The 26,698-nt window shown below is 54.1% G+C and carries 24 protein-coding genes; 11 read left to right on the top strand and 13 right to left on the bottom strand.

Features of this window, described 5'->3' with window-relative positions; genetic code table 11:
- Positions 1-2,679 carry a ribonuclease R gene (gene rnr, locus HUF19_RS02000; protein ID WP_260998267.1) on the bottom strand — a complete coding sequence of 893 codons (2,679 nt, stop codon included), beginning with the start codon at positions 2,677-2,679 and terminating at the stop codon, positions 1-3.
- Positions 2,680-3,057: 378 nt separating this feature from the next.
- Positions 3,058-3,429, bottom strand: a complete 372-nt coding sequence (locus tag HUF19_RS01995) for a gamma-butyrobetaine hydroxylase family protein (RefSeq protein WP_260998266.1) — start codon at positions 3,427-3,429, stop codon at positions 3,058-3,060.
- A gap of 144 nt (positions 3,430-3,573) precedes the next feature.
- Here HUF19_RS01995 and HUF19_RS01990 point away from each other — a divergent pair, with 144 nt between their 5' ends.
- Positions 3,574-5,208: a methyl-accepting chemotaxis protein gene (locus HUF19_RS01990; protein ID WP_260998265.1), complete on the top strand. Its 1,635-nt coding sequence runs from the start codon at positions 3,574-3,576 to the stop codon at positions 5,206-5,208.
- Positions 5,209-5,276: 68 nt separating this feature from the next.
- Here HUF19_RS01990 and hslU read toward each other — a convergent pair whose 3' ends face one another.
- Positions 5,277-6,620: an ATP-dependent protease ATPase subunit HslU gene (gene hslU / locus HUF19_RS01985; protein ID WP_260998264.1), complete on the bottom strand. Its 1,344-nt coding sequence runs from the start codon at positions 6,618-6,620 to the stop codon at positions 5,277-5,279.
- Between the two features lie 3 nt (positions 6,621-6,623).
- Positions 6,624-7,154: an ATP-dependent protease subunit HslV gene (hslV, locus tag HUF19_RS01980; RefSeq protein ID WP_145470843.1), complete on the bottom strand. Its 531-nt coding sequence runs from the start codon at positions 7,152-7,154 to the stop codon at positions 6,624-6,626.
- 158 nt (positions 7,155-7,312) lie between these two features.
- Between hslV and HUF19_RS01975 the strand changes: the two genes are divergently transcribed.
- The gene (locus HUF19_RS01975) at positions 7,313-7,804 is read left to right on the top strand and encodes an FKBP-type peptidyl-prolyl cis-trans isomerase (protein ID WP_260998263.1); all 492 of its coding nucleotides are present in this window, start codon (positions 7,313-7,315) and stop codon (positions 7,802-7,804) included.
- A gap of 102 nt (positions 7,805-7,906) precedes the next feature.
- Here the strand turns inward: HUF19_RS01975 and HUF19_RS01970 are convergent, their stop codons facing one another.
- Positions 7,907-8,296 (bottom strand): hypothetical protein, encoded by a 390-nt coding sequence (locus tag HUF19_RS01970; RefSeq protein ID WP_260998262.1) that lies wholly within the window; start codon positions 8,294-8,296, stop codon positions 7,907-7,909.
- Between the two features lie 115 nt (positions 8,297-8,411).
- On the opposite strand from HUF19_RS01970, the gene HUF19_RS01965 reads away from it, so the two are divergent.
- The 3 genes from HUF19_RS01965 to HUF19_RS01955 all read left to right on the top strand — a co-directional run bounded on the left by HUF19_RS01965 (position 8,412) and on the right by HUF19_RS01955 (position 11,364).
- Positions 8,412-8,990, top strand: a complete 579-nt coding sequence (locus tag HUF19_RS01965; RefSeq protein WP_145470838.1) for an LPP20 family lipoprotein — start codon at positions 8,412-8,414, stop codon at positions 8,988-8,990.
- A 70-nt stretch (positions 8,991-9,060) separates the two neighbouring features.
- A complete protein-coding gene (locus tag HUF19_RS01960) occupies positions 9,061-10,617 on the top strand; it encodes a hypothetical protein (RefSeq protein WP_260998261.1) in 1,557 nt (518 codons plus the stop codon).
- A 99-nt stretch (positions 10,618-10,716) separates the two neighbouring features.
- Positions 10,717-11,364 carry an MBL fold metallo-hydrolase gene (locus tag HUF19_RS01955; RefSeq protein WP_145470834.1) on the top strand — a complete coding sequence of 216 codons (648 nt, stop codon included), beginning with the start codon at positions 10,717-10,719 and terminating at the stop codon, positions 11,362-11,364.
- Positions 11,365-11,439: 75 nt separating this feature from the next.
- On the opposite strand, the gene HUF19_RS01950 is transcribed toward HUF19_RS01955, so the two are convergent.
- Positions 11,440-12,000: a hypothetical protein gene (locus tag HUF19_RS01950; RefSeq protein WP_145470832.1), complete on the bottom strand. Its 561-nt coding sequence runs from the start codon at positions 11,998-12,000 to the stop codon at positions 11,440-11,442.
- Between the two features lie 271 nt (positions 12,001-12,271).
- On the opposite strand from HUF19_RS01950, the gene HUF19_RS01945 reads away from it, so the two are divergent.
- Positions 12,272-13,132, top strand: coding sequence for a hypothetical protein (locus HUF19_RS01945; protein WP_260998260.1), 861 nt, complete (start codon positions 12,272-12,274; stop codon positions 13,130-13,132).
- 305 nt (positions 13,133-13,437) lie between these two features.
- Here the strand turns inward: HUF19_RS01945 and rpmE are convergent, their stop codons facing one another.
- Complete coding sequence (rpmE, locus tag HUF19_RS01940) at positions 13,438-13,647, bottom strand: 50S ribosomal protein L31 (RefSeq protein ID WP_145470828.1); 210 nt, start codon at positions 13,645-13,647, stop codon at positions 13,438-13,440.
- A gap of 142 nt (positions 13,648-13,789) precedes the next feature.
- Between rpmE and HUF19_RS01935 the strand changes: the two genes are divergently transcribed.
- The 4 genes from HUF19_RS01935 to HUF19_RS01920 all read left to right on the top strand — a co-directional run bounded on the left by HUF19_RS01935 (position 13,790) and on the right by HUF19_RS01920 (position 18,017).
- Positions 13,790-16,000, top strand: a complete 2,211-nt coding sequence (locus HUF19_RS01935; RefSeq protein ID WP_260998259.1) for a primosomal protein N' — start codon at positions 13,790-13,792, stop codon at positions 15,998-16,000.
- Positions 16,001-16,103: 103 nt separating this feature from the next.
- Positions 16,104-16,919: a CZB domain-containing protein gene (locus HUF19_RS01930; RefSeq protein WP_260998258.1), complete on the top strand. Its 816-nt coding sequence runs from the start codon at positions 16,104-16,106 to the stop codon at positions 16,917-16,919.
- Between the two features lie 22 nt (positions 16,920-16,941).
- Positions 16,942-17,454, top strand: a complete 513-nt coding sequence (locus HUF19_RS01925) for a phosphatidylglycerophosphatase A family protein (protein ID WP_260998257.1) — start codon at positions 16,942-16,944, stop codon at positions 17,452-17,454.
- A 176-nt stretch (positions 17,455-17,630) separates the two neighbouring features.
- The gene (locus HUF19_RS01920) at positions 17,631-18,017 is read left to right on the top strand and encodes a VOC family protein (RefSeq protein ID WP_260998256.1); all 387 of its coding nucleotides are present in this window, start codon (positions 17,631-17,633) and stop codon (positions 18,015-18,017) included.
- Positions 18,018-18,214: 197 nt separating this feature from the next.
- Here the strand turns inward: HUF19_RS01920 and nudC are convergent, their stop codons facing one another.
- The 4 genes from nudC to HUF19_RS01900 all read right to left on the bottom strand — a co-directional run bounded on the left by nudC (position 18,215) and on the right by HUF19_RS01900 (position 22,718).
- Entirely contained in the window at positions 18,215-19,048 is an 834-nt protein-coding gene (gene nudC / locus HUF19_RS01915) for an NAD(+) diphosphatase (protein WP_260998255.1), read from the bottom strand.
- 3 nt (positions 19,049-19,051) lie between these two features.
- Entirely contained in the window at positions 19,052-19,873 is an 822-nt protein-coding gene (locus HUF19_RS01910) for a mechanosensitive ion channel family protein (RefSeq protein WP_260998254.1), read from the bottom strand.
- Complete coding sequence (locus HUF19_RS01905) at positions 19,866-21,932, bottom strand: ATP-binding protein (protein WP_260998253.1); 2,067 nt, start codon at positions 21,930-21,932, stop codon at positions 19,866-19,868. Before HUF19_RS01905 ends, HUF19_RS01910 begins: the two co-directional genes overlap by 8 nt.
- A 108-nt stretch (positions 21,933-22,040) precedes the next feature.
- Positions 22,041-22,718 carry a zinc metallopeptidase gene (locus tag HUF19_RS01900; protein WP_260998252.1) on the bottom strand — a complete coding sequence of 226 codons (678 nt, stop codon included), beginning with the start codon at positions 22,716-22,718 and terminating at the stop codon, positions 22,041-22,043.
- Between the two features lie 256 nt (positions 22,719-22,974).
- On the opposite strand from HUF19_RS01900, the gene ribA reads away from it, so the two are divergent.
- Positions 22,975-23,631, top strand: a complete 657-nt coding sequence (ribA, locus tag HUF19_RS01895; RefSeq protein WP_260998251.1) for a GTP cyclohydrolase II — start codon at positions 22,975-22,977, stop codon at positions 23,629-23,631.
- 15 nt (positions 23,632-23,646) lie between these two features.
- Here ribA and nosR read toward each other — a convergent pair whose 3' ends face one another.
- Both nosR and HUF19_RS01885 read right to left on the bottom strand, forming a co-directional pair.
- On the bottom strand, positions 23,647-24,987 hold the full coding sequence (gene nosR, locus HUF19_RS01890; RefSeq protein WP_260998250.1) for a response regulator c-di-GMP phosphodiesterase, NosR family: 1,341 nt from the start codon (positions 24,985-24,987) through the stop codon (positions 23,647-23,649).
- Entirely contained in the window at positions 24,977-26,653 is a 1,677-nt protein-coding gene (locus HUF19_RS01885; RefSeq protein ID WP_260998249.1) for a sensor histidine kinase, read from the bottom strand. Before HUF19_RS01885 ends, nosR begins: the two co-directional genes overlap by 11 nt.
- Positions 26,654-26,698 lie beyond the last annotated feature (45 nt).

The following is a 26,698-nucleotide window of genomic DNA, read 5'->3' as shown; positions in this document are numbered from 1 at the left end:
TTAATCAACCTGTTTCTTTCCGGCCTTTTTGGCCGGTTTTTTCTTGGCGGTCTTTTTCTTTACCGCTTTTTTGCTTTCGGTTTTCTTTTTGGCGTTCAGCTTTTGCCGTTTGCTCGGCTTGGGCTTTTTCTTTTTGCTTTTAGTGCCTTCTGAATCGTCAGCAACAAAGGTTTTAGCGCCTTTGTCAGCCGTACGCTTAACACCGGCTTTTTTAACGCCACTTTTGTTTCCGCCGCTTTTATTAGCGCCGCTTTTATTACCGCCACTTCTGGCACCATCTCCAGATTCTGTCGAGGGTGCCCGTGCTTTTTTTTGGCGGCTTGGCTCCAGCGTTTCTTCGGTTACTTTGCCATCGGCCTGTTTATTACGGCGGCGCGGTAAACGCGCAGGCGTTGGCAGATCGCTGGCTTTGCTGCGTCTGGCGTTAACCGGTGCAGTGGTCAGTTCGAAATCGACTTTACGTTCGTCGAGGTTCACGTTCATGACCCTTACCCAGAGCTTATCGCCAAGGCGGAAACTGCGGCGCGTGCGCTCACCGACCAGACGATGTTTCACGGCATCAAAGTGGTAGTAATCGTTTGCCAGACCACTGATATGCACCAGACCTTCGACATAGACGTCTTTTAATTCAACGAATAAGCCAAAGCCGGTAACCGCGGTAATAACCCCTTCGAATTCTTCACCGATACGGTCGCTGATAAATTCGCACTTGAGGAAGTCGACCACGTCACGGGTAGCATCATCGGCACGGCGCTCGGTCATCGAGCAGTGCTCACCCATCACCACCATCGCTGCGGTGTCGTATGGGTAAATGGTTTTCTGGGCCAGTGGTTTGGCACCGTCTGCACGTTTTACGTGTTTGCATTCACGTTCGCTGCGGATCACGCTGCGCAGACCACGGTGTACCAGCAGATCGGGGTAACGGCGGATTGGCGAAGTGAAGTGGGTATAGGCTTTATAAGCCAGACCAAAATGACCTTCGTTATCCGGCTTATAAACGGCCTGACTGAGCGAGCGCAGCAGCACGGTCTGGATTAAATGTGAATCCGGACGGTCGCCAATCTGGCTCAGCAATGCCTGATAATCTTTCGGCGACGGGTCCTGACCATGCGGCATGGACAAACCGACTTCAGCGAGGAAAGATTTCAGGTTTTCGAGTTTTTCTGCACTCGGGCCGTTATGCACACGATACAGTGCCGGCACGTCATAACGCTGGAAGAAATCGGCAGCACAAACGTTGGCAGCCAGCATGCATTCTTCAATCAGCATATGGGCCGCGTTACGTTCGGTCGGTACGATTTCCTGAATTTTACGCTCAGCATCGAACACGATACGGGTTTCGACCGAATCAAAATCCATCGCACCACGCTCTTCGCGTTTGGCACGCAGGGTTTTATACAGGGCGTAGAGATTTTCCAGATGCGGCACAACGTCTTTGTAGTGTTCGCGCCAGGCATCGCCGTCGTCACCGCGCTCCGGCTGCAGCATTTTCCAGACCTTGTTATAGGTCAGGCGCGCATGGGAGTGGATAACACCTTCCATAAACTGATAACCGGAAATATTCCCGGCCTTGGAGATAGTCATTTCACATACCATCACCAGACGATCTACTTCCGGGTTCAGCGAGCATAAACCGTTGGACAGTTTTTCCGGCAGCATCGGTACCACAAACTCAGGGAAATACACCGAGTTGCCACGACCGTGCGCTTCAACATCCAGCGCCGAACCAACCTGTACGTAGTGGGATACATCGGCAATCGCCACGTATAAACGCCAGCCACCGGTTTTGCGGTTAGGTTCGCAATAAACGGCATCGTCGAAGTCTTTGGCGTCTTCACCGTCGATGGTGACAAAAGGCAGCCTGCGCAGGTCAATGCGGCTGTGTTTGTCTTTATCTTTGACCTGTTCCGGCAGCTTTTTAGCTTCTACAAGCACGGCCTCCGGCCACTCGTGCGGAATATTATGGCTGCGGATGGCAACATCAATTTCCATCCCCGGTGCCAGATGATCACCCAGCACTTCGACCACTTCACCCATAGGTAAGCCGCCGGGCTTGGGTTGTTCAACAATCTGTACTACCACAAACTGACCATGCTCAGCGCCTTTACGGCCAACCGGCGGAATCAGGATTTCCTGTGATACGCGTTTATTATCCGGCTGTACGACGCCGACACCGGACTGATCAAAGTAACGGCCGACAATCTGCTGGGTATTACGCTCCAGCACTTCAACAATTTTGCCTTCCGGACGGCCACGGCGATCAAGGCCCAGAATCTGTACCGCAACGCGGTCACCGTGAAAAACTTTGCTCATCTGGCGGTTAGACAGGTACACATCATCAGCACCGTCACGCAGTACAAAGCCATAACCATCGCGATGACCCATGACCACACCGGTAACCAGATCGACTTTGCGCAGCGGCGCAAACTGGCTGCGACGGTTGCTGATCAGCTGGCCATCACGCGACATCGCGATCAGGCGACGACGCAGAGCTTCTACGCGGTCTTCATCGGTTTCACCCAGGGCTTCGCAGACTTGCGCGTGGGTAGCCGGGTGGCCCAGTTGCTCCAGCAATGCCAGCAGGGCATCGCGGCTGGCAACCGGGTTTTCATATTTTTGCGCTTCGGCCTCGGCATTAGGATCATGGAACGGGGCTTTTGGTGCGTTGGAATCCGTCAATGTGCGGCTCCTGTAATTAGGGCCTGTTTACACGAATTAAACAGGCCTGTTTCGGCTAAAAATATCTCAGACGAGGCGCTGAGAGTGTGGGATGTTCAACACATCCCCGTGCTTTCCCTTCGAGCAGCACGTAAATCTGTTCCAGACAGATTGGTAACAGGTTAAGCGAACGGACAACAATACAGAGTGAGGGATTTTTAGCCATAACCCTTCGGGCTGAGGCCAGTTTTTCCCATCAACTTCGTCGCTCGTCATTCATTTAGCCCGCTAATATCACTACTCTCTCCTTGTTCTGAGAAAAACTGTCTCTCAGCAGGCACGGTTCACTTCGTGTGAACAGGCCCTGATTTGCGCCCAGTATAACGGTTACACGGATGTTTACAGGGCTTTAAAGTTGATTTGCGCGCTTTCGCGGCTTTTTCCGGCCTGTTGCAGGCGCTGCAGGTAATCAGCCCACAGTTCATCACGATGCGTGCACAAATGATAGAGATAACTCCAGTCATACAGACCTGAATCATGGCCATCGTCAAATACCAGCTTCAGCGCGTAATTACCGGCCGGCTCAATGCGCAGTAATACCACATCTTTTTTACCACTCTGTAACACCTCATTGCCGACACCATGACCACGGACTTCTGCCGATGGTGAATGCACGCGCAGAAATTCGTAAGGCAGCTCATAAGACTGCTCACCATAGGTCAACTCAAGACAGTGGCTGACTTTCTTCACTTTTATTGCTTTTGGAATCACTGTTATTCCACTCCGGGAGTAAGGATAACGCGCATATAAGACAAACCACGCTACACTTTTATATCAGGCATACAAGGTGTGCCTATCAGAATCAGGCTCCAGCTGTACCTGACGTAGTTTACTATCGGTGAGATTGAGCTGCCTATGAGTTCTTTACGCAATATCAGTATCCGTGCCCGTTTATGGGTCATTCTCAGCGCCGTGATTGTCTGTGTCCTGCTCATTCAGACACAGGCCATGAAACATATTTACGACACCATCAGTTATGGCAAACAACTGGGCGTTAAACAGCAGATCGACAGTGCTTACAGCCTGATTGATCATTATTACCAGCTCAGCCAGCAAGGCATGCCGGTAACAGAAGCACAAACGCTGGCGAAGAATGCTATCCGCGAATTACGCTACAACGGCAATGAATATTTCTGGGTTAACGACTCAGCACCTGTCGTTGTTGTTCATGGCGCAAAAGCCGAGCTGGAGGGGCAAAACGTGAACGACGTTAAAGACCCCAACGGCCTGTATTTGTTCCGCGAAATCGTAAAAGCAGCAAAAAGCAAACCCGAAGGCAATTACGTCCACTACTACTGGCCAAAGGCTGGCAGCTCAGATCCGGTATCCAAGGTCAGCTACGTTAAACACTTCAAACCCTGGGACTGGATTGTTGGTACCGGTGTTTATACCGACGATGTGATGACCGCCTTCTGGGTGAATGCCACCAGCCTGATTACCACCAGCCTGATCTTTATCCTGCTGCTGCTTGCGGTCATCATGCTGGTATCCGGCAGTATCCGCCAGCCGCTGCAACTGATTACCAGCGCGATGGATGATATTGCCCGCGGTGAAGGCGATCTGACCCAGCGCCTGCCGGCGCAGGGACGGGATGAAATTACCAATATTGCCCGCGCTTTCAATACCTTTATTGGTCAGATTCATCAGGTGGTCAGCGAAAGTAAAACCGCCTCAGAACTGCTGGCACAGCTGACGCGGGAGATTGCGACGGTCAGCGCTGAAACACGCCGTCTCACCGATGATCAGCTGCAACAGACCGACCTGGCCGCTACCGGCTCCAACGAAATGAGCCAGACCATTCATGAAGTTGCCGGTAATGCTGAACGTGCTGCTGCAGCGGCGCGGGAAGTCGACGAAAATGCCCGCAGCGGTATGAAAACCATGCAGGGAACACAACAGCGTATCGGCAATCTGGCGGCAGATATTCAGAATTCCTGTGAAGTGATCCAGGGCCTGCGCAGTGAAACTGATGCCATCGGTTCGGTACTGGATGTTATCCGCGGCATTGCCGAACAAACCAACCTGCTGGCACTTAACGCTGCGATCGAAGCCGCCCGTGCCGGTGAACAGGGCCGCGGCTTTGCCGTGGTCGCCGACGAAGTGCGCACCCTCGCCTCGCGCACTCAGGAATCCACGGAAGAAATTAATAAAATGATTTCCCGTCTGCAGGAGCAGGCCGCAAGCGCCGTAAACTCGATGGAAGAAAACGTTAAGAATTCCGAATCGACCTCGGCCACCTCACAACAGGCGCTGGATGCGATATCAACCATCAGTGCCGCCGTCAGCACCATTACCGAGATGAACCTGAGTATTGCCAGTGCGGTTGAGGAACAAAGTGCCGCGGCCAACGAAATCAGCGGCAACGTTATCCGCATCGCCGAGTCGTCAGGACATATCGCCGACAATATGATCAAAACTGATCAGTACGGACAGAAGTTGTCGGACAGCAGCGAAGCTCTGGTAAAACTGATCGAACGTTTCAGAATTTAAAGCACACCAATAACTTTACCCATAAAAAAGGGAGGCCTGAGCGCCTCCCTTTTTTATCCGTCTCTGTGTCAGAGAATAAACTGACTCAGGTCCTGATCGCGGGCCAGATCGCCCAATTGCTTCTCAACATAGGCGGCATCGATATTAACCGCTTCGGTCATATCGGTTGCGTCAAAAGACACCTGCTCCAGCAGTCGCTCCATAATGGTATGCAGACGGCGGGCACCGATATTTTCTGTGCTCTCATTCACCTCAAAGGCAATTTCTGCCAGGCGTTTGATCGCATCGTCAGTGAAGTGAATGTCCAGCCCTTCGGTTTTCAGTAACGCTTTATACTGTTCGGTCAGCGATGCTTTTGGCTCGGTCAGAATACGCTTAAAGTCATCCGGCGTCAGCGCTTCCAGCTCAACACGGATTGGCAGACGGCCCTGCAATTCCGGAATCAGATCGGAAGGCTTGGACAGATGGAAAGCACCGGAGGCAATAAACAGAATATGGTCGGTTTTAACCATGCCGTATTTGGTGCTGACGGTGCAGCCTTCGATTAATGGCAGCAGGTCACGCTGTACACCTTCACGCGACACATCGCCACCGGAGCCACTTTCGTGACGCTTGGCGACTTTATCGATTTCATCAATAAAGACGATGCCATTCTGCTCCACCAGCTCCAGTGCACGGGCTTTCAGCTCGTCCATATTCAGCATATTTGCGGCTTCTTCGTCGCGCAGCTGCTTGAAAGCTTCTTTGATTTTTAATTTACGTTTGTTTTTCTTTTCGCCGCCGAGGTTGGAAAACATGCTCTGCAGCTGACTGGTCATTTCTTCCATGCCAGGAGGTGCCATAATTTCCACACCAACGCTGACCTGTGCCAGATCGATTTCAATCTCTTTGTCATCCAGCTGCCCTTCACGCAGCTTTTTACGGAAAACCTGACGCGTTGAGCTGTCTTCTGTTTTTGGCTCTTCGGTAGTGTCCCAGCTGGTTGTGCTGCTGCGCGGCGGCGGTAACAGTACATCCAGAATGCGTTCTTCCGCGGCCAGTTCGGCACGGCTGGCAACCTTCACCATCTCCTGCTCACGCAGCAGCTTCAGACCGGTTTCGGTCAGATCGCGGATAATGGATTCAACATCTTTACCGACATAACCGACTTCGGTGAATTTGGTGGCTTCAACCTTAATAAAAGGCGCATTGGCCAGCTTCGCCAGACGGCGGGCAATTTCGGTTTTACCCACACCGGTCGGGCCAATCATGAGGATATTTTTTGGCGTTACTTCATCGCGCAGTTCCGGCTGCAGCTGCATCCGGCGCCAGCGGTTACGCAGCGCAATGGCAACCGAGCGTTTGGCATTGTGCTGCCCGATAATATGGCGGTCGAGTTCATGCACGATTTCGCGCGGGGTCATCTGGCTCATGGATTATTCTCCCGCCTTCAGTTCTTCGATAGTGAGGTTGCTGTTGGTAAATACACAGATATCTGCAGCAATATTCAGACTTTTTTCAACGATTTCACGTGCGCTTAACTCGGTGTTTTCCAGCAATGCACGGGCCGATGCCAGCGCGTAATTACCACCAGAGCCTACGCCAATCAGATCGTTTTCCGGCTGCAACACATCGCCGTTACCGGTGATGATCAGCGACGCCGTATGGTCGGCAACCGCCAGAATGGCTTCGAGCTTGCGCAGCGCACGGTCAGAACGCCACTCTTTCGCCAGCTCAACCGCAGCCCGGGTCAGTTGCCCATGGTGCTTCTGCAGCTGCGCTTCAAATTTTTCAAACAGGGTAAAGGCATCGGCCGTTCCCCCGGCAAAACCGGCCAGCACCTGATCGTTGTACAGGCGCCGCACCTTGCGGGCATTACCTTTCATTACGGTATTGCCCAGAGAAACCTGCCCGTCACCGCCAATCACCACATCATTACCACGGCGTACGGATACAATAGTTGTCATGAAAATTTCCTGCTTTCTGATGCACGAGTAACCGATATGGGGGCCGGTGACAACAAATCAAGTCACCCCGCTGCGTAACCGCCAGAACGCGACAGGTGTTGCCAAAGACCGGGCCGGAACCGATACTCGCGCCTTTTAATGTTTATGGGGAAATCATCATGATCATCGCCAAGGATACCGTGGTGCAGCTGCACTACAGCCTGTTCGACGAGCAGGACCAGCTGATCGAAAGCACCAATAAAGATGCCGGTGGCGAAGCCATCGCTTATCTGCACGGCCACAACAATATGATTGCCGGATTTGAACAGGCCGTTGCCGGCAAAGAAGCCGGTGAGCACATCAGCATCACCCTGACCCCGGATCAGGCCTATGGCGAACGTCAGGCCGATACCGTCACTCGCGTACCGGTCAAGCATCTGCAGGGCGCAAAAAACTGGAAGAAAGGTATGGTTGCCTGGGTCGAAACCGAACAGGGCACCCGTCAGGTAACCATCGTTAAAGTGGGCCGCTTTATGGCCGACGTCGATACCAACCACCCGCTGGCCGGCAAGACACTGAAGTTTGAAGTGGATATCGTTGCTGTACGTGAAGCAACCGCTGAAGAGATTGCGCATAAGCACGCTCACGGTGCCGGTGGCCACCAGCACTGAGGCTGTTTAATCAGAGAAAAAGCCCCTGACTGAACCCGGACTGAACGGCACGCTGCGGAATTTATTGTTCCGCCACGGGCCGTTCAGCCTGTTTTCTGATCGTTAATGGCTTTCCAGCCAGACGTAATATTCATCCCGCTGGGCGTCATACCAGGTGTCACGGATACGCGCTTTTACCGTTACGCCACTGACTTTTTCCACAGTCTCTTTATTCAGACTGACACTGCTGGCGTCGTTGCGCACCCGTTCCGATAAATAAGACACGCTGCTGATTTCCACGCCCTGCTGCGCCGCCAGACGCTCGCGGGCACGCTGCAATGCGCATTCTTCCTGGGCATAACGGCCTTTAATATTAAACCCACAGGATGCCACTACGCCGTTACCCGGATTCATAATCCACGCCGGCACGCCGTCCTGAGCCGGGGTTCCGGCACAGCCATTCTGTAATAAAACTGTTATAAATAATGCCGTTGCCAGCGCCATATTTTTCATCTTTGATCCGTCTCACATCCGCCATAATCCCGTGTGGCATTTTGCCATAGCATCCGCTATTCTCGGCACACCTTTTGAGCTTTATTAAACCGCTCACTTCATCAAGGAGAGGAAGATGAAACTTCGTACTTTATTTGCTGTAGCCACGACCAGCCTGCTGGTCGCCTGTGCATCCAATAAACCAGCTCCGGCTCCGGTAGCCAGCTGCATCTTTGCTGACGGTTCTGGTCAGGCCGCTCCTGAGTGGGTGTGTGGTGCTCCGGTTGATGGTCTGGATCTGTCTGCTGTTGGCTACGCTGACAAATCTGCTGCCGGCCCTAACTTCATGAAGCAGATGGCTGCAACCGCTGCCCGTGTTGAACTGGCACAAACCATGAAAGTGGAAGTGCAGAACATGATCAAACAGTACGCCGAAACCACTGGTACCGGTGACTCTGAAACCGTTGATCGCGTTAATACTTCTGTAACCAAACAGATCACCAAAGAAACTCTGGTAGGTTCTAAAATCTTCCGTCAGATGCCAACCCCAAGCGGCGGTATCGTAGTTCTGGTTGGTCTGGATGCTGACACCGTTAATAAACTGGCGGAACAGGCAATCAAAACCTCAATGAACAATGAGCGTGCCCTGTGGCAGAAATTCCAGGCCGAGAAGTCTTTTGACGAACTGGCTTCTGAAATTTCCAACATGCAGTAAGCGTTTAACGCTGACGCACGATCATAATAAGAAGCCGGCGTCTGCCGGCTTTTTTATGCGAGGAATCCCGATGAAATTTCCAGCAAAGCTCTCTGTTTACCTTTGTGTCTTACCAGCACTCAGTCTGTCGGCTATAGCAACAGCCGAGTCTGAATATGAACAATGGTTAAAGAAAACACGTGGCGATTTTCAGACCTATCTGGATGAAAACGACAAAGCCTTTATTCAGTTTCTGCAGCAGAAATGGCAACCGGTTGATGTGAAGCCTGCCGAGCTGCGCGACCCAAAACCCAAACCGGTCGACCTGCCGGAAATTCCGGCTTCTGCCAAGCCAGATGCCAAACCAGCGGTAGATGATACGCCCAAAGTCACCCTGCCCGAGCTGCCGCCGGTCGCAGAAGTTCCTGCGCCCAAACCACCGGCTCCGGAGCTGATCAAGCCACCTCTGGCCAAGCCACCGGTTGACGACAAACCAGCCACAGAAAAGCCAACACTGGATAAACCGGTAGCAGAAAAACCCGCAAAAAAACCACCGCTCAGCGGCCCGGTTGCACGTTTTGGTTTCTACGGAAATGCTATCGAAATTCCGTATAACGCCAAATTCAAACGCAATTTCAGCGGTAAAATTAATAACGAAAAAATTGCTTCATACTGGCAGCAACTGGCCAGTGCTGAGCACAAGCCAACGGTGCAGGCACTGCAGGCTGCAGCACAGCGTCTGGGCCTGAACGACTGGGGCAGCGCCCAGCTGTTTGATCAGTTTGCCCGCGCCCTGCATAAAGACAGCACCAGCCGTAAGCTGACCAGCTGGTTCCTGCTGGTAAAAGCCGGTTACGATGCCCGCGTCGCTTATAACGACAAAGTTCATCTGCTGCTGACGTCTGAACAGGAAATGTTTGGCGTTACTTTTTTCCGCCTCGGAAATAAAAAATATTACGCCATTAACCTGAACGAAAAAGCACTGAAGCCCGGCAAAGTATTTACCTACGAAGGCCAGCATGACGAAGGCTCGCGCGCCCTTGATTTCAGCCAGCCGAACCGTTTTGCCATTGGCGGCAGCGAAGAACAGCGCCAGCTGACATTTAAATACCGCGATCAGTCATACAACATCAAAGTGGCGTATCCGCAGCGTTTCGTCAGCTACTTCAGCAGCTATCCACAGCTGTCGTTGCCGAACTACTTCAAAGCCGGCTTACCGGCGGTGACCAGCGAATCGCTGCTCAATCAGCTGCGCCCGGTCGTCGCCGGGAAAAGTGAGCAGGAAGCGGTGAATCACCTGCTGCGCTTTGTGCAGACGGCATTCGCCTACCAGACCGACGATGAGCAGTTCCACGAGGAAAATTACCTTTTCCCACTGGAAACCCTGCACTACCCCTACTCTGACTGTGAAGACCGTGCGGCGCTGTTTGCCTGGCTGACCGAATCGCTCTTGGGGCTGGATGTCGTAATTCTCGATTACCCGGGACACGTCGCCACCGCCGTTGCCTTTAACGGCGGCGTACAGGGCGATAACTGGAGCTGGCAGGGCAAACGCTACACCATCGCCGACCCCACCTATGTGAATGCCGATGCCGGTATGACCATGCCGCAGTTTGCCGGGGTCAAACCGAAAATCATGGCCTTCTGAGCCGCACGTTACTGCACCAGCGGGAGAAGCCTGCGGGCTTCTCCCATCCCTCCTGTTAGGCTACCCTTGCGTTTTTATTGCAAACCAGAGCCCCTGTTCATGTCTTTATCTGTTGCCATTGTTCCCGTTACCGCCTTTGCCCAGAACTGCTCCATCCTGATGTGTAATGCCACCAAAGCGGCTGCCATCGTCGATCCGGGCGGCGATATTGAACGTATCCTGCAACAGGCAGACGCTATGGGCGCACGGGTCGAAAAAATCCTGCTGACCCACGCCCATATCGATCATGCCGGTGGCACCGCCGAGCTGGCACGCCGTCTGAGCCTGCCGATTGAAGGGCCGCACGAAGGTGATCTGTTCTGGATTCAGGGACTGCCGCAACAATCGGCGATGTTTGGTTTTCCGCAGGCCGAGATCTTTACCCCGGACCGCTGGCTTAACGATGGCGATAAAGTACAGGTCGGCGGGGTTGAGCTGGATGTGATTCACTGCCCCGGACACACCCCCGGCCATGTGGTGTTTTACAGCGCTGCCGACCAGCTGGCGATTGTCGGTGATGTGATTTTTCAGGGCTCCATCGGCCGCACCGATTTCCCTAAGGGCAACCATGCCGAGCTGGTGTCTTCTATCCGTGACAAATTATTCCCGCTCGGTGACGACATAACCTTTATTCCCGGCCACGGCCCGGAATCCACCTTTGGCCACGAGCGCCGTACCAATCCTTTTGTGTCTGATCATCGCGGCTGAACATCCTGACCGGTAAACAACAGGCATAAAAAACGGCGTGCAGTGCACGCCGTTTTTTATGCCTGAGCGGAGTCATCAGTTCAGAACCGGTACCGGTTCTCCTCTGTCAGGCAGAGGAATCGCCTCAACATCCGGCAGGGCCGAAGTCTGCAGACGCGACAAACGGTTCATACGCGCGCGGCTTTCGGCCAGCGCCTCGTCCATTTGTTCTTCGTAAATATCCAGCCAGGTGCGCGAGCCGGGCACCATACGAGCCAGATCACGCATCCCCTGTTTGAGGGCATTCAGATGCAGCTGATAGCTTTTTTCCTGCTCCAGCATCAACGCCTTAAACGCCGTGGCATTACTGCTGTCGAGAATATTTTTGGTGTCGGCCATGCTCTGCTCGTAGGCGATAGCCGCCTCTTTCAGAATACCAACGTCCCGCTCCAGCTTGGCAAAACTCTTACTGTCGACATAGGTCACATCCGGCTGCATCAGCTTAACCACCGCGACGGTTACCGCCACAGATATCGCCACCACTGCCAGCACAGCGATGATCATCAGCACAACCCGGTTGGTCGATACGGTGTCTTCCAGCAGTGCCAGACGCTGGGCTTCGCTCAGCTCTTCTTCACCTTCTTCGCGTCTTGTCACAAAAAGCTCTCTGTATACGAATGACAGGATAAGTTTAGTAACGGATTGGCTGTCGCGCCAATCAACAAACCGATACACCAACACAACAGGCCTGACAGCGTCATACAACAGTCATCCCGGCGCGGCACAGTCTGCGTTACCACCCGACCACTTCTGACAACATTGGCGCATTCTTCGTTCAGCAAATGCAGATTCGCCGCTTCGCCTGATTGCCGGAACAGCCGCAGCAGCCGAGGATGTTACGGCCACTCATCGCGTGAAGGAGCTGACGATGACACAGACCCGCAATACAACACAGGAAAGCGATCAGGCTGCAGCCAGACAGCTGCTGGGAACCCTGAGCAATCAGGCGCAGGATATTGAGGCTGCCTGTCAGCACCAACTGCGCCAGACGGCTACCCAGCTACTGCAGCAGCACCAGCCCGCCGAACAGCAGGCACTCTGTCATACCCTGAATCAGCTACTGGCCGCCCGCCAGAGTCTGCTTAACGAACCCGTGACAACCAGCCCCGACGAGGCTGCCGTTGAGGCCTCAGTCCACACCACAGGTGCAGAAAACCTGCCGCCGCAGCCAATTGCGACGCGCACTGATACTTCTGCAGGCACAGGCGCCTCCCTTTGGCCTGCCATGACTGCTCCACGCATGATGCTGCTTGCCTTGCTGTTACTGTGCATCACCACTGCCAGCCTCACATTCAGCCAGCAGCAACATATCCACAGTCTGCAACAGCAACTCCTGAGCCTGCAGCAAAGTCTGCAATCCGGTCAGCAACAACTGGCACAGCAGTTAACCGTACAGCAGCAGGAACGGACTGAGTGGCGGCAGACGCAGCAGGAATACCAACATCAGATCACTGCCGCACAGCAGCAGTTACTGGCTCAGCAGCAACAGGCCAGTGCGCAACAACAGGAGTGGCAGCAACGTCTGGCCGGTGTGGATAAAGCCCTGGCGCTGGAACAACGCGAAGGCGATGCCCTGCAGCAGCGGATTAACCGTCTTAGCCGGGTATCGGAAGAATTGATTGCCAACCTGTGCGCCGACAGCGCTGCCGTTGGCCCTGCGGTCGGCCTGACGATCTATGCGCAATATATGCAGCGCTGCCAGCAAAGCTGGGAACTGGCGGCGCAGTGAGAGCTGATGTCGGATGTCGGATGTCGGATGTCGGATGTCGGATGTCGGATGTCGGATGTCGGATGTCGGATGTCGGATGTCAGATGTCAGATGTCAGATGTCAGATGTCAGGCATAGCATCAACGCCGGGAGCGTTGGTCAACATTGCGCAGCAATGGCCCGCAGGGTGCCCGCCATGGACGGCGGGCATAAAAGCGCAGTATGGAACGCAGCTTAACGCGCTTCAGCGCGGCCCGCAGGGGCCCGCCATGGACGGCGGGCATAAAAAAACCCGCACAAGGCGGGTTTTTTCGGTTCGGGCTTTATTACTTCTTGAAAGCACCGAAACGCTTGTTGAAGCGGTCGATACGACCACCGGTATCAACAACTTTCTGCTTACCAGTGTAGAACGGGTGGCAAGCGGAGCACACGTCCAGGTACATAGTACCAGGCTTAGTGGATTTGGTTTTGATCACGTTGCCGCAGGAGCAAGTTGCTTCCAGAGCAGCGTACTCAGGATGAATACCTTCTTTCATGGGACACCTCTTGGGTCTTCACGCCGCCACTTGCGAATCTTCTCTCCACAAGTACCGCGCTACTGGATTACAAAAACTTGCCCTTGCATGGGCAATAAGGACGCGCATAATACCAGAGCCGACCTAAGCAGCAAGTCTTTTCATGTCCTTTTTTGTTGTCGAAATTGCTCTTCCCCTCCCGCTACGCCGCACTTTTGACTACTTGCCGCTGCCCGGAGAAACGCCGGATCACTATCGGCCTGGCCAGCGCGTGCGGGTGGAATTTGGCCGTCAGCTGCTGCTGGGCATCGTGCTCAGCTGCCGTGATCAGTCGGATGTCCCCGCTAATAAGCTGAAACCGCTGCTGGCGCGCCTTGACGACACCCCACTGATCGACGAACACAGTCTGGCGCTGTGCCGCTGGCTGGCCGATTACTATCACCACAGCATGGGCGAAGTGCTGGAGCATATGCTGCCGACCATGCTGCGCCGTGGCTGTGAGCTGAGCGAGGCCGACGAACGGGTCTGGCTGAAAACCGCAGATGAACCGGCCAAAGCCCTGCGCGGCAGCAAACAACAGGCGCTGTGGCAGTTATTTCAGCAAAGCCCGCAATGGCCACACAGCGAACTGACGGCTCAGGGATTTACCCTTGCACAGCTGCGCAGCCTGGCCGACGCCGGACTGATTGAGGAACGCCAGCAGCTGCCACTGCCGCCGGTTATTCAGGAGAATCAGCGCTTTCACAGCCTGAACCCGCAACAGCAGAGTGCACTGAAGGCACTTGAACCGGAGCTGCATCACTTTCGTGCCTGTCTGCTTGAGGGCGTAACCGGCTCGGGCAAAACCGAGGTTTATCTGCGTCTGATCGAGCAGGTACTGGCGGCGGGCAAACAGGCACTGGTGCTGGTACCGGAAATCGGTCTGACACCACAAACCGTACGCCGCTTTCAGGCGCGTTTTAATGTGCCCATCGCCATGTTGCATTCCGGCCTGAATGACCGCGAGCGTCTGCAGGGCTGGCGTCAGGTGAGTGAAGGCGGTGCACGCATTCTCATTGGCACCCGTTCGGCGGTATTCACGCCGATGCCCGACCTCGGCCTGATTATTCTCGACGAAGAACACGATGCCTCATTTAAGCAGCAGGATGGCCTGCGCTATTCGGCGCGCGACTTTGCTCTGGTGCGGGCGCACAAAGCCGGCGTACCTATCGTGCTCGGTTCAGCCACGCCCTCGCTGGAAACCCTGTACAACGCCCTCAGCGGTAAATACCTGCACCTGAAACTGAGCCAGCGCGCCGGTAATGCCAAAGCGCCGGGCATGAAGCTGCACAGCATTCTGCATCAGCCGCTGACCGCCGGTTTCGCCCAGCCGGTGCTGAATGCCATGCACAAACATTTAACCAGCGGCAAACAGGTGCTGGTGTTTATTAACCGCCGCGGTTTTGCGCCGCTGCTGGCCTGTCGTGACTGCGGCTGGATGGCCGAATGCCGCCGCTGTGATGCACGCCTGACGCTGCATCAGTATCCGCCGCATCTGCACTGCCACCACTGCGACTTCCAGCAGGGAGTGCCGGCGGTGTGTCCGCAATGTGGCAGCCATCAGGTGGAAGGTATTGGTCAGGGCACCGAAAAAATTCAGGATCAGCTGGCCGTGCTGTTCCCGCAGGTGCCGGTGCGCCGGGTCGACCGCGACACCATCCGCAGCAAGCAGGCGTTCGATAATCTGTTCGACGATATTCACCGCGGTGGCCCCTGCATTCTGGTCGGCACCCAGATGCTGGCCAAAGGCCACCACTTTCCCGATGTTACTCTGGTGGTGGTGCTGGACGCCGACGCCGGTTTATTCAGCGCCGATTTCCGCGGCATGGAACACAGCGCGCAATTAATCTGTCAGGTGGCCGGCCGCGCCGGGCGTGAAGAAGCGCCGGGTGAAGTGTGGATTCAGACCCTGTACGCCGAGCACCCGCTGCTTAACCTGCTGCTCGACAGCGGCTACCACGCACTGGCGCTGTCACTGCTGCAGGAACGCCAGCAACAGCAGCTGCCGCCGTACAGCCATATGGCGTTACTGCGCAGTGAATGCGAAGACCGGATGCAGGCGCAGCAACTGCTGCAACAGGCACGCGCCTTTGTGCAGCAATGGCTGCAGAACCACAGTGGCGCCAGCTGGCAGGCACCGGTTACCCTGCTTGGCCCCTTCCCCGCCATCATGGAACGGCGCAATGGCCGCTTCCGTTTTCAGCTGCAGTTTTACGCTGCCGAACGCAGTGTACTGCACCGTACCGCGGCAGCACTGGTGCATTTTCTTGAGCAGCATAAGGGCTTATCGAAGGTGCGCTGGAATCTGGATATCGACCCCATCGATACGCTCTGAGCAGGCTGGCCGCGACAACCCGGCAAGACAGATATCGCGGTCTATACTTGGGCATATTCACTCCCAGCCAAGCGCTGCATGATGCCCACGCCAAGGACTCAGCATGGAATACCTCAGCTTCCGCCACGCCCGCCAGCACTTTGCCGTCCCCATTGAAAGCGTGCGTTTTATTGCCGCCGAAAGTGCTCTGACGCCCACCCAGGTTGCCACCGGTAAAGGCCAGCAATTCGATATGGTGGAGTTTGAAGGCCAGGCCTGCATTATTCTGTCGCTGGCACGTCTGCTTAATCAGCCATCTGAGCGCAGCAAAAGCCGCGATTTACTGGCGTTACTGCAGGCGCGCGAGCAGGACCATATCAACTGGCTTAATACCTTAAAAAACTGTCTGCAACATGGCGGCAGTTTTGATCTGGCGCGTGACCCGCACCAGTGCAAATTCGGCCAGTGGTACGACCATTTCCAAACCGAAGACAACCAGTTGCAGCATGTACTGCGCAGCTTTGATGAGCCACATAAGCGCATTCACGCCCTCGCCGATCAGCTGCTCACCCTGCGTGATAACGATCAGGCCGAAGAAGCGCTGCAGATCCTGAACAATCAGGGCAGCAATACGCTGCAACGCCTGCGCGACCTGTTCGCCGAAGTGTCCGCAATGGTGCGCAGCAGCATCCGTCCGACCGTAATCATGCTGCAGAGCAGCGAACAACAAACCCTCGGCCTGCGGGTCGATGACGTCGGCGAGGTATTCAGCTGCAACGCCGCACAGCTGGAAAAAGAGCAGCAGGACTATATGCCGCCCTTTGCCCGCGGCTGGCTGAAAGGCATCCGTATTGGCGGGAATGAAGTGACCATCATGGAAATTAATCCCGCCCGGCTGCTATCATCCACCGCTATCAACGAGGGTCAGATGCTGGCCTGAAACAGGTCAGCCGGAGAACCCTGTGAGCAACTCAGTCAACCAGTCTGCTGTACGCCCCAATCTTAAAAATCCCATTCATTTGCTGGCCTTTGGTTTAGGTTCTGGTCTGGCACCGAAAGCACCCGGTACCTTCGGCACGCTGGCCGCCTTACCTTTCTGGTATTTTTTGCTGCAGGGAGTCCCCACACTGCCGTATCTGGGCATTCTGATCGCCGGTTTTGCCTTAGGCGTTGTGCTGTGTGAAATCACCTCACGCGACCTCGGTGTGCACGATCACGGCGGTATTGTCTGGGACGAATGGATTGGTGTGTGGATTACCCTGTTGTGGCTGCCTCACAGTGGCGATGTGCTCACTGATATGGGCTGGCTGCTCTACGGCTTTGTGCTGTTCCGTTTTTTCGACATCCTCAAACCCTGGCCGATTAAATGGCTGGATGCCAAAGTCCATGGCGGTTTCGGCATTATGATTGACGATGTGATTGCCGGTATTTTTGGATTTCTGGTATTGCAGGGAACGGTGCTGGCGCTGGGATAATTCACCAGCCTGCTGACACATTAACAGGCTGCAAAGCCGTTACACAAAACAGGTCATAAACGCTGGCCATGCCTGCGGCTCGCTGCTGTGCCGGCGAAGTATTGTGATATCAATACTGCTGACACTTTCTGTCACCAGGTGCCTTTATCCTCGCTGCTTTCTGAAGGAGAACCATAATGAAGATGAATTACTTTGTGTTTGGCACCAACAATATGGAAGCAGCGGTTAAGTTCTATGATGCATTGTTCGAAAATACGGAGATGCGCCAGACCTTTGCCACCGAGCGTATGACCTTCTGGCAGGGTGAGGATGAAGACGGAGCCTTTGCCGTGGCAATTCCTTTTGATCAGAACGCAGCGACCAGTGGCAACGGCACCATGCTGGGTTTCAGCCTTGATTCTGAGGATGAAGTGATCCGGCTGTATAACAAAGCCATTGAGCTGGGCGGAAGCTGTGAAGGCAAACCCGGCCAGAGAGGGCCGCGTTTCTCGGCCTATGTGCGCGACCTGGACAATAATAAAATTGCCTTTGGTGCAAAAAATATCCAGGGCACCTCTGAATAATTCAGTGCCCGCTTCGGCTTACTGAAAAGTTCAGATCAGGGCGCCACGCTGAAGGCATTCTGCAGCACTCACGCGAAACTGTGCAGAATTATTCTGAGACACCCTGGCTGTGCTGCAACCGCCTGCAGGAGCTTCCGCTGACAGTATCCGCAGAGTTCCTGCATTTATATGACACGGTTTAATGTTAAGAAAATGGCTTAATATTTATCGTCTTCTCTGATCAGCGCTACTGCCGCTTCAATTAATTTTCGCGCCACCGTCTGTGGTGCCGGCAGTTGTGGCAGTTTATCAATATCAAACCAGTCGGCACTTTCCAGTTCAGTCGTGTCGATGTTCAGTTCACCACTGTCGTAGTCGCATAAATATCCGAGCATTAACTGGTGCGGGAATGGCCATGCTTGCGAGACAAGATAGCGTGGGTTTTTAATCTGTACTCCGGCTTCTTCAAATATTTCCCGTGCCAGTGCTTCCTCGGCCGTTTCGCCAGCTTCAATAAAACCGGCGAGACAGGAATACATGGCGGTGCGGTGGCGATTTGAGTGGGCGAGCAATAATGTCCGTCCTTTGCGCACAACGCCAATCACACACGGGGATATTTTCGGATAAGAGCGATAGCTGCACGCCGGGCAAACCAGCGCACGGTCATTCACAATAGGTTTCAGCAGCGTACCGCAGCGGCTGCAAAAATTCTGTGTACTGCGCCAGTAACGTAACTGTGCGGCAGCATTGACCACACGGAAAATATCGTCACTGGCGGCCAGCAGATAATCGCGCAATGCGACTTCTTCAAACCCCGGCGGAATATCGGCCAGCCCAACCACCCGCAGCGGTACACCATCAACGCTGCCGAGTAATAATTCCAGCCGCGGATCCTGTTCAACCGAATCAGTTGTCCAGGGAAAAATCTGCGTGGCGTTGTTCATCACCTCAGGTTTCAGCAACAGACGTTCGCCACAAAAATACAGGCTCAGGGTTTGCGGGCTGTCTTCACCCGGCACGATGGCCGGGTGATAAATAAATTCGAGACTCATAATTCAGACGGCTAATAAAGGTTTTGGACGGGCAATATTGTGCATAGCAAGCAACGCCGTGCCGCGCTGTACAATATCCGACTGAAAGGCTTTTTCGTAACGCACATCGAGAACGTAGGCTTTTACCCGCAGACGGATAGCCAGTGCATGCGCGATTTCAACTTCTTCCAGCGTAAAGGCCACCGGCTTTTTCAGGTAAGCGTAGCGGCTGGTTACCACCACCTCTTCGATCAGCTTTTGCGCCTCTGCCAGATTGGCATCAAGGGCCAGATGAAAATCAGTAACCACCATCATATCCAGCTCGCCGGCATTACCGGAGGCAACCACATCGGTAATAAAACGCGAGTTGGGAATCGTCACCAGATTATCGTCCAGCGTTACCAGGCGTACAGTACGCAGACCAATAGATACAATTTCGCCATAGGTGTCGCCAAAGCTGACGCGATCACCGACGCGGAACGGGCGATCAAACAGCAGCAGAATACCCGCCACCAGCGATGCAGCAATATCTTTTAAGGCAAAACCCAGCGCAACCGCCACGGAACCAGCGGCGGCAAACAGCAGCTCTTTCGGTGGCTGCAGCACAGCAATAAACAATCCGACGGTGCCGAATATATACAGCGCAAACGTCAGCAGTGTGGATATCTGCAGAATTAAAAAACGCCGCGCCGGAATTTTACCCATCAGACGCTGGCTGAGGTTATTTAATCCCTGGGCAGCAGCCCACAGCGCAAAGCCACCGATAATCAGCCAGAAAATGGCATACAGATTAAAAATTCCGGCGATGCTGAGCAGGCCATCGACCAGACCATTGGTTTCATTCATTCAGCATATTCATCCTGTTCAGGGTGCTTACCACGGTGTGATACCAGAGTGCAGTGATCGCATAACGGCCATCATTGCCTTTCCTGATCATTCCGGCTTCCAGTCCGCTTTTAAGGGCAAAACGCACGATGTTTTCTGCAGTATTGGTTACCCGCACCAGTTCAGCCGTAGTGAGATTGCCGTGGGTAACAATGGCGGCAAAGATAAACAGCATACGCGGCCCGGATTTTTCAAAGCCGGAGCCGACCGGCAGGCGCGGAATGCTGACGGTTGCCACACCGCGCTGGGTGCTGACCGATTCTTTCCATAACATCAGCGCGGTAACCGGAATACCATGACAGGCATCCCACAGCAGGCTGAAATACCGTTGCTCGGCATTTCGTAAGGCACCGGCAACCGGTGAGCGCGGATCAATAAGTACATCATCATATTGCAGACGATAACCACTTTGCTGATTACGGGATAAAATCAGTGAGCGGATTTCTGCCTGACTCCAGCGTTTTACCCGGATCACATTACGCATCTGATAATCACGGCCAAACACATTGCACAGGTATGCCCAGCTCTGATTATTAATCACGATCAGCCAGTAAATATTCTGCACATGGGTATTAGTCAGACTAAGCAGTGCACGCCAGCCTTCAAAACTGCCAACCTCTGCAAGAAAAGAGTTTTCGGCATTATTGAGAATAATCAGCGTCGGCTGCAGCTGTTCATCCTGAGCAGCCAGCGCCGCCGGACCAGAACTTAAATCGATATTCAGCTCGTCACCGAGCATGCGGTAAATATCGGCAGCGGCGGTGGTTTTTGCCGGAATATCCAGCTGGTGAATCTGCAGCTCACTGTTTTCACTCTGCAACGAACCGGCAAAGCGTCTGGCCGCCGATTTTTTACCAATACCCGGCTCTCCGGTAATCAGCAGTACATTGTCGTCACTGCGCTCACTGAACCAGGCGTCAAAGTTTTTACGGATCGCGGCACTGAGACCGGTGTCTATAATCGGATAATCCCAGTCATTTCCGCTATTGAACCAGCGCAGATAATTGTCATCGGTACATTCGCCCGGTTCGTTTTCTTCATTGTTATCGGCTACGGTATTTTTCATCCGGAACCAGCGTGCATTCAGCTTCTGATACCAGGTAAATTCCGCCACCAACTGGATAATAAAGGCGCGCAGAAACAGCACGAGGTTAAACGGAACCCAGAGCGGCAACAGCAGACTCATAAAACGTCCGTGTCCGGCTTTCTCGATCAGAGGATCTGTTTTTTCAGGCAGCAGCCGCTTAAGGTTCTGAATTAATTCTTCGCGGTAGAAATTCAGCAAATAACTGATAACCACCCAGCTGAACAGCCAGACAAAGGCTCCCAGCATGCGGCTGATCACGGAATGCTGAAACAGATAATCAGCCAGTGCAATCAGCACCCAGGGTAATAATAACCAGGAGGTAAATGAGCGCGCGCGCTGTTCCAGCAGGGCCGTATTGTCGGCATTTAAATAGCTGCCAGCCCCCTGGCAGACACTGAACAGAAACCACTCCGCCGCCAGTTTCAGCAACACATACAGAATATACACCTGCATCAGCAGTGGCAGCGCACCACCCACAGCAGACGTTTCCTGCTGCAGCGGCGGTAACAGGGTTGTCGCCCACAACAGTAATATCCAGGGCACAAGTGGCGTAATACCGCTGATAAAGCGGGTAATGGCGCGCAACCCCTGATGGTGGATACCACCACTGATCAGGCGGTTATGCAGCGCGGCCAGCATACCGGCCGTCCAGCTGGCAAAATGTCTGGCCAGCCAGCGCAGCGGAAAGATCAGCAGTAAAGGGACACCACTGTTCATAATCACCTGCGTGCGCTGCCCTTCGGGAATGCCATGCAGCAGGCTGTCCCAGGCGCTGAGGATATTATTAAAGGTGGTGGTCAGCTGCTGCCACTCGGCACGTATCAGCATGTCCAGCCCCGGCCAGTCAATCAGCGCGGCCTGGGCAGCAGGCGCCAGCAACAGCGCAACCACTGACAGAAGATAACGACGGCTGGTATATAAAGACAGGTTCATCCTTCACTCACGGCGGTGTCCATGCGGGCACGTTAACATGCAGCGGGGTCTGTTCACACCTGAGCCGTGAATTCTCACTGGCCGGCACCGGCTGAACAGCACCGCGTATCAGCGCCGCAGGAAACGCAGCCAGCGACCAATATTCAGCAGGCTGACCAGCGAGGCGGCGACATAGGTTAAAGCCGCGGCGGTCAGAATACTGTGTGCGGCTTTCATATCACGCTCATCCAGATATTCCCCCTCGCGCAACAGCGGCAAGGCTTTACCGAAGCTGGCATCCCACTCCACCGGTAAAGTAACAATATGCACCAGGGTGCCGATCAGCATAGCGCCCACCGCAATCACCAGAGCAAAACGCGAGGCAGCAGGAGCAACCACCGCCAGAAACGGTGCCAGCAATAACGCCAGCGGGGCAATTCGCTGCATCCAGTAGGCCAGTACGGCAAAGCCGGTGCGGCTCTGAAACAGGGTTTCTTTACGCGCATGCTGCAGTGCGTGACCAACTTCGTGGGCTGCGACCACTACCGCCGTGAGGCTTTTACCGTCCAGCTTATCGCTGGTCAGGCGCACGGTTTTACTGCGCGAATCATAGTGGTCCCCCTGATCGGTGGCTTCTACCTGCACATCATGCAACTCCAGCTTGGCCAGCAGGTGTCGCGCCATATCACCACCGTTACCCGGATAATCATTGCGCGGAGCACTGTGCTTTTTCAGCACATGCTGCACCCATACGCCGGGTAAGATAAGAATCGCGAGTACTAATAAGGCCAACAGCAGCCAGATCATTGGGTCGGTTTCCTGTATTCATTGTTCGCTGAGAGAAAAATAACGCCGCCAGCGACGTTCTGATGGTGCAATTCTACTGTACTTTGCCACGTATTCCGCCTGTTCAGGGCGTCGGTAATGGTATTCAGAGTCAACCATTACGGTAACAACCGGGTCACAGAGAATAACCCGCCGCCGGTCTTTGGCGACATCGCATTAGGCAGGGCAGTGTCAGACTGTTAGAATACGCGCCCTGTTTTACCCAGGAGTACTCCCATTGAGTATCACATTCATTGCTTCGTCCAAATTACCGACCCCGTTCGGTGTCTTCACCATGCATGGCTTTGAAGACAGCAGCAACGGCAAAGAGCACGTAGCTCTGTCCATGGGCGATATCGCCAATGGCGAGCCGGTACTGGCGCGGGCACATTCTGAATGTCTGACCGGCGATGCGCTGTTCAGTATGCGTTGTGACTGTGGCTACCAGCTGGAAGAAGCGCTGCGCGCGGTGGCCGAAGCCGGACGTGGTGTGGTGTTGTACCTGCGTCAGGAAGGCCGTGGCATTGGCCTGCTGAATAAGATCCGTGCATACAACCTGCAGGATCAGGGAGCCGATACCGTTGAAGCCAACGAACAGCTGGGTTTTGGTGCTGATATGCGTGATTACAGCATGTGCCGGCCAATGCTCGACCATCTGGGCATCCACGCCATCCGTCTGATGACCAATAACCCGCGCAAGGTTAAAGCACTGAGCGAAGCCGGTGTGGATGTGGTTGAGCGGGTATCGTTACAGGTAGGCCGCAACCCGCACAACGATGGCTATCTGAACACCAAGGCCAGCAAGTTGGGGCATTATCTGCCGCAATCGGCGGCTGGTATCGTCACTCATCAGGATGACGATATTCCGGGTAACAGCGACGACGCTCAGCAGTAAGCAGCGGTCTGTTGCTTACTTTTTCGCGGCGGGCTCCCGCCGCACGTGCAGTTTAATTTCATGGCCTTCAAACTGCCGCTCCATCGCCGCCAGTTTGGTGATATGCCGCTCGGTCAGCTCCGTACCTTCTGACAACAGCACTACGCCGGCAGGACTGACCAGATTACCGGCCAGAACCATACCGCTGCGGGCCTCTTTGATATCGATGCGTTCCAGGTTTGGTACCACGGCTTCTTCAAAGTCATCCAGCACCGTCATAAACACATCCACCAGCTCGCGGTCATAACGCTGCCCGGCCATCTTCAGCAGATAAGCCCGGACCGTTTCCTCGTCCAGGGTTTCGCCGAGAAAATTATGTTCGCGCTGAAGATCCGCATAGTCGCTGACGATACGCAGTATGCGCGCCTCTTTGGGAATCGCGCTGCCGCTTAGCTTGTCGGGAAAACCTTTGCCGTTATACAGCTCCATATGCGAGCGGATGATATTGGCCACATTCTGCAGTGGTTCGAGCAGCATCAGGCTTGTCTGACCATTAATGGGGAAATGGGCATAATCGGATTTTTCGCTGACGCTCATTTGCGTCAGGGCCTTACTCAGCACACTGTCGGGTAAGGTTACCTTACCGATATTTCTCAGCAGGGCAGCGTAATACACATCCTGAATGGCCTGACCATCGAGACCGGAAAATTCAGCAAATAATTTGGCCAGCCGTGCCAGGCTTTCACTGCAGCCTTTTTCTTCACCGTTACGCGCTTCCATGATGCCCACCAGAATATGCACCATGCTGTTAAATTCCTGCCGCAATGTACGGTAAGCATCGTGCAGTTTTTCTTCTGCCTCCCCCACCTGATCCGACTTCTGCTGATACTTGTCCTGCAACTCAAGATTCAGGCGCGCAAGCTCAGCATTCTGCTCTGCAATATGCGCATTAAGACGGATATTGGCGGCTTTGAGTTCACGGGTATCGAGCGCTTCGGCCACAATATTACGCAGCTGATCGTTGTCCCAGGGTTTGGAGATATAACGGTAGATATTACCTTCGTTGACCGCTTTGATAGCAGACTCAAGGTCAGAGTAGCCGGTAAGCAGAATGCGGATCATATCCGGATATTGCTCAAAACAATGCTTCAGCAGTTCTGCCCCGCTCATACCCGGCATACGCATATCGGAAATAATCAGATCAAATTCATCCTGCTGCAGCAGCTCAACCGCCGCCGCACCACTGCCCAGAACAACCACCTCGTACTGGCGATGGAACAAACGCTTCAGCGCCTGCTGCACAGCTTCTTCGTCATCCACAATCAGCAGACGACCGTGCTTTTCCTGCAGCGGAATCTGAACATTATCACTCAGCATGGTTCTTTTCTCCGATCGGCAGAATCAGGGTAAAACAGGCGCCTTTACCGGGAGCGGTCTCAAGCTCAATCCCTCCCTGATGTTCCTGCATCAGTTTGTAGCACAGCGCCAGCCCCAGGCCGGTGCCATCACCTTCCAGTTTAGTAGTAAAAAAGGGCTCGAATACCCGGGCGGCCACAGCGTTGTCCATGCCCGGACCATCGTCACGGATACTGATGCTCAGCACACCATTTGCCAGCACCTCACTGATACGGATAGTACCGCCGTCTTTTTCCAGTGCCTGAATGGCATTCACCAGAATATTCAGCACCACCTGCCCTATCTGTGAGGAGTTGCAGTACACCTCCGGCAATTCGGTCAGTTCCACCTGCAGGCTGATGTTGCCCGGCAGGCGGGCGCGGGCAATATTGATAATGCTGCTGATATCATCATTCAGCTGGCACCACTGCATATGCGACTGAGTACGGCTGAGCTTGCGCATATCGGCAATAATCTGGGTGACACGCTCGGTACCGCGAATACAATCCTGCAGGCGTGCCGGAGCAACACTGGTCACCTGTTTAATATCCAGACGCTGATAGGCGAGCAGTAATTCCTGATAATAATCCGATTTAATATCCAGCAGGTCGGAAGCCTCATCGATAGCCCGAACAAAGTCCAATAACGCCTGCATGTCATTGCCCAGCTCTTTCAGATTGCTGCTGATATAGGCCACGGGATTATTTATTTCATGAGCAATACCGGCCGATAATTCCCCCAGCCCGGCCAGCCGTTCAGAGAGTTGCAGTCGCGTCTGGGCATTTTCCAGATCACGGTTCAGACCACGTAACTGGTAATTACTTTTCAGTAACTCTTTCTGGCTGCGCGCATTCAGAGCCATCTGCGTTCGCAGGATATGACTGGTTTCTGCCAGCTCGGCCGAGCGCCCTTCCAGCTCACGACGCAACTGCACATGGCGGCCATACTGATAAAACACTGCAAGCAACAGCAACAGGGATACAAGCGCACTGCCAGCGGCAGCTGAAATGGGCAGATAGGTCTGAAAAAAATGATTCTCAATCTGGCTGCGGTCGAGATAGAGGCTGAATTCGGGCAGCAGAAAATCGTTAAATACCATCATCTGCTGACGCTGCTGCGGTGCCGGTGCTGACAGCGGCTGTGCCTGATACATGACCAGCAGCGTGGTATCGCCATAGCCCATATCTGAGGTGATCTGATGCAGCCACTCATATAATTCCAGACGAATAATCAGACTGCGCTTGCTGTCCGGAGAGTACAGATTCATCAGCAGACCGGGATGACTGGCAAGCCTTGCCGGGACGCCGATCTCGGCTTTCAGATCCTGCAATGACATACGCAGCAACCAGTCACCGGTTACTGCCAGCGCTTCAGAATTCTCTTCGCCGATCAGCATAAAGGGGCCGAGCGGCGAGTTCAGCCGGTACTGCTGCAACTCGATATAACCCGGAGGATGGTCATTCAGCAGCTGTTCCACATCCCCCAGCAACTGGTAATACTCACGTAAAGCGCGGATATAAACGTGCTGCAGCAGATTGGCGGAAATCGCGGCGGTTCGCTGCTGCTCTACGCGCACACTCAGCTCATAAACTCCCACTCCGATGATTGCAGCGAGCAGCAGGCTAAGCAGAATATGACGTTTAGCCATGCGTTCCTCTCCCTGACATTGCTTAAGCTATCAGTAAAGCACTGT

The organism is Thalassolituus hydrocarboniclasticus (assembly GCF_025345565.1).
GTDB classification, from domain to species: Bacteria; Pseudomonadota; Gammaproteobacteria; order Pseudomonadales; family Oceanobacteraceae; genus Venatoribacter; species Venatoribacter hydrocarboniclasticus.
This window is presented reverse-complemented; position numbering and strand designations above follow the sequence as displayed.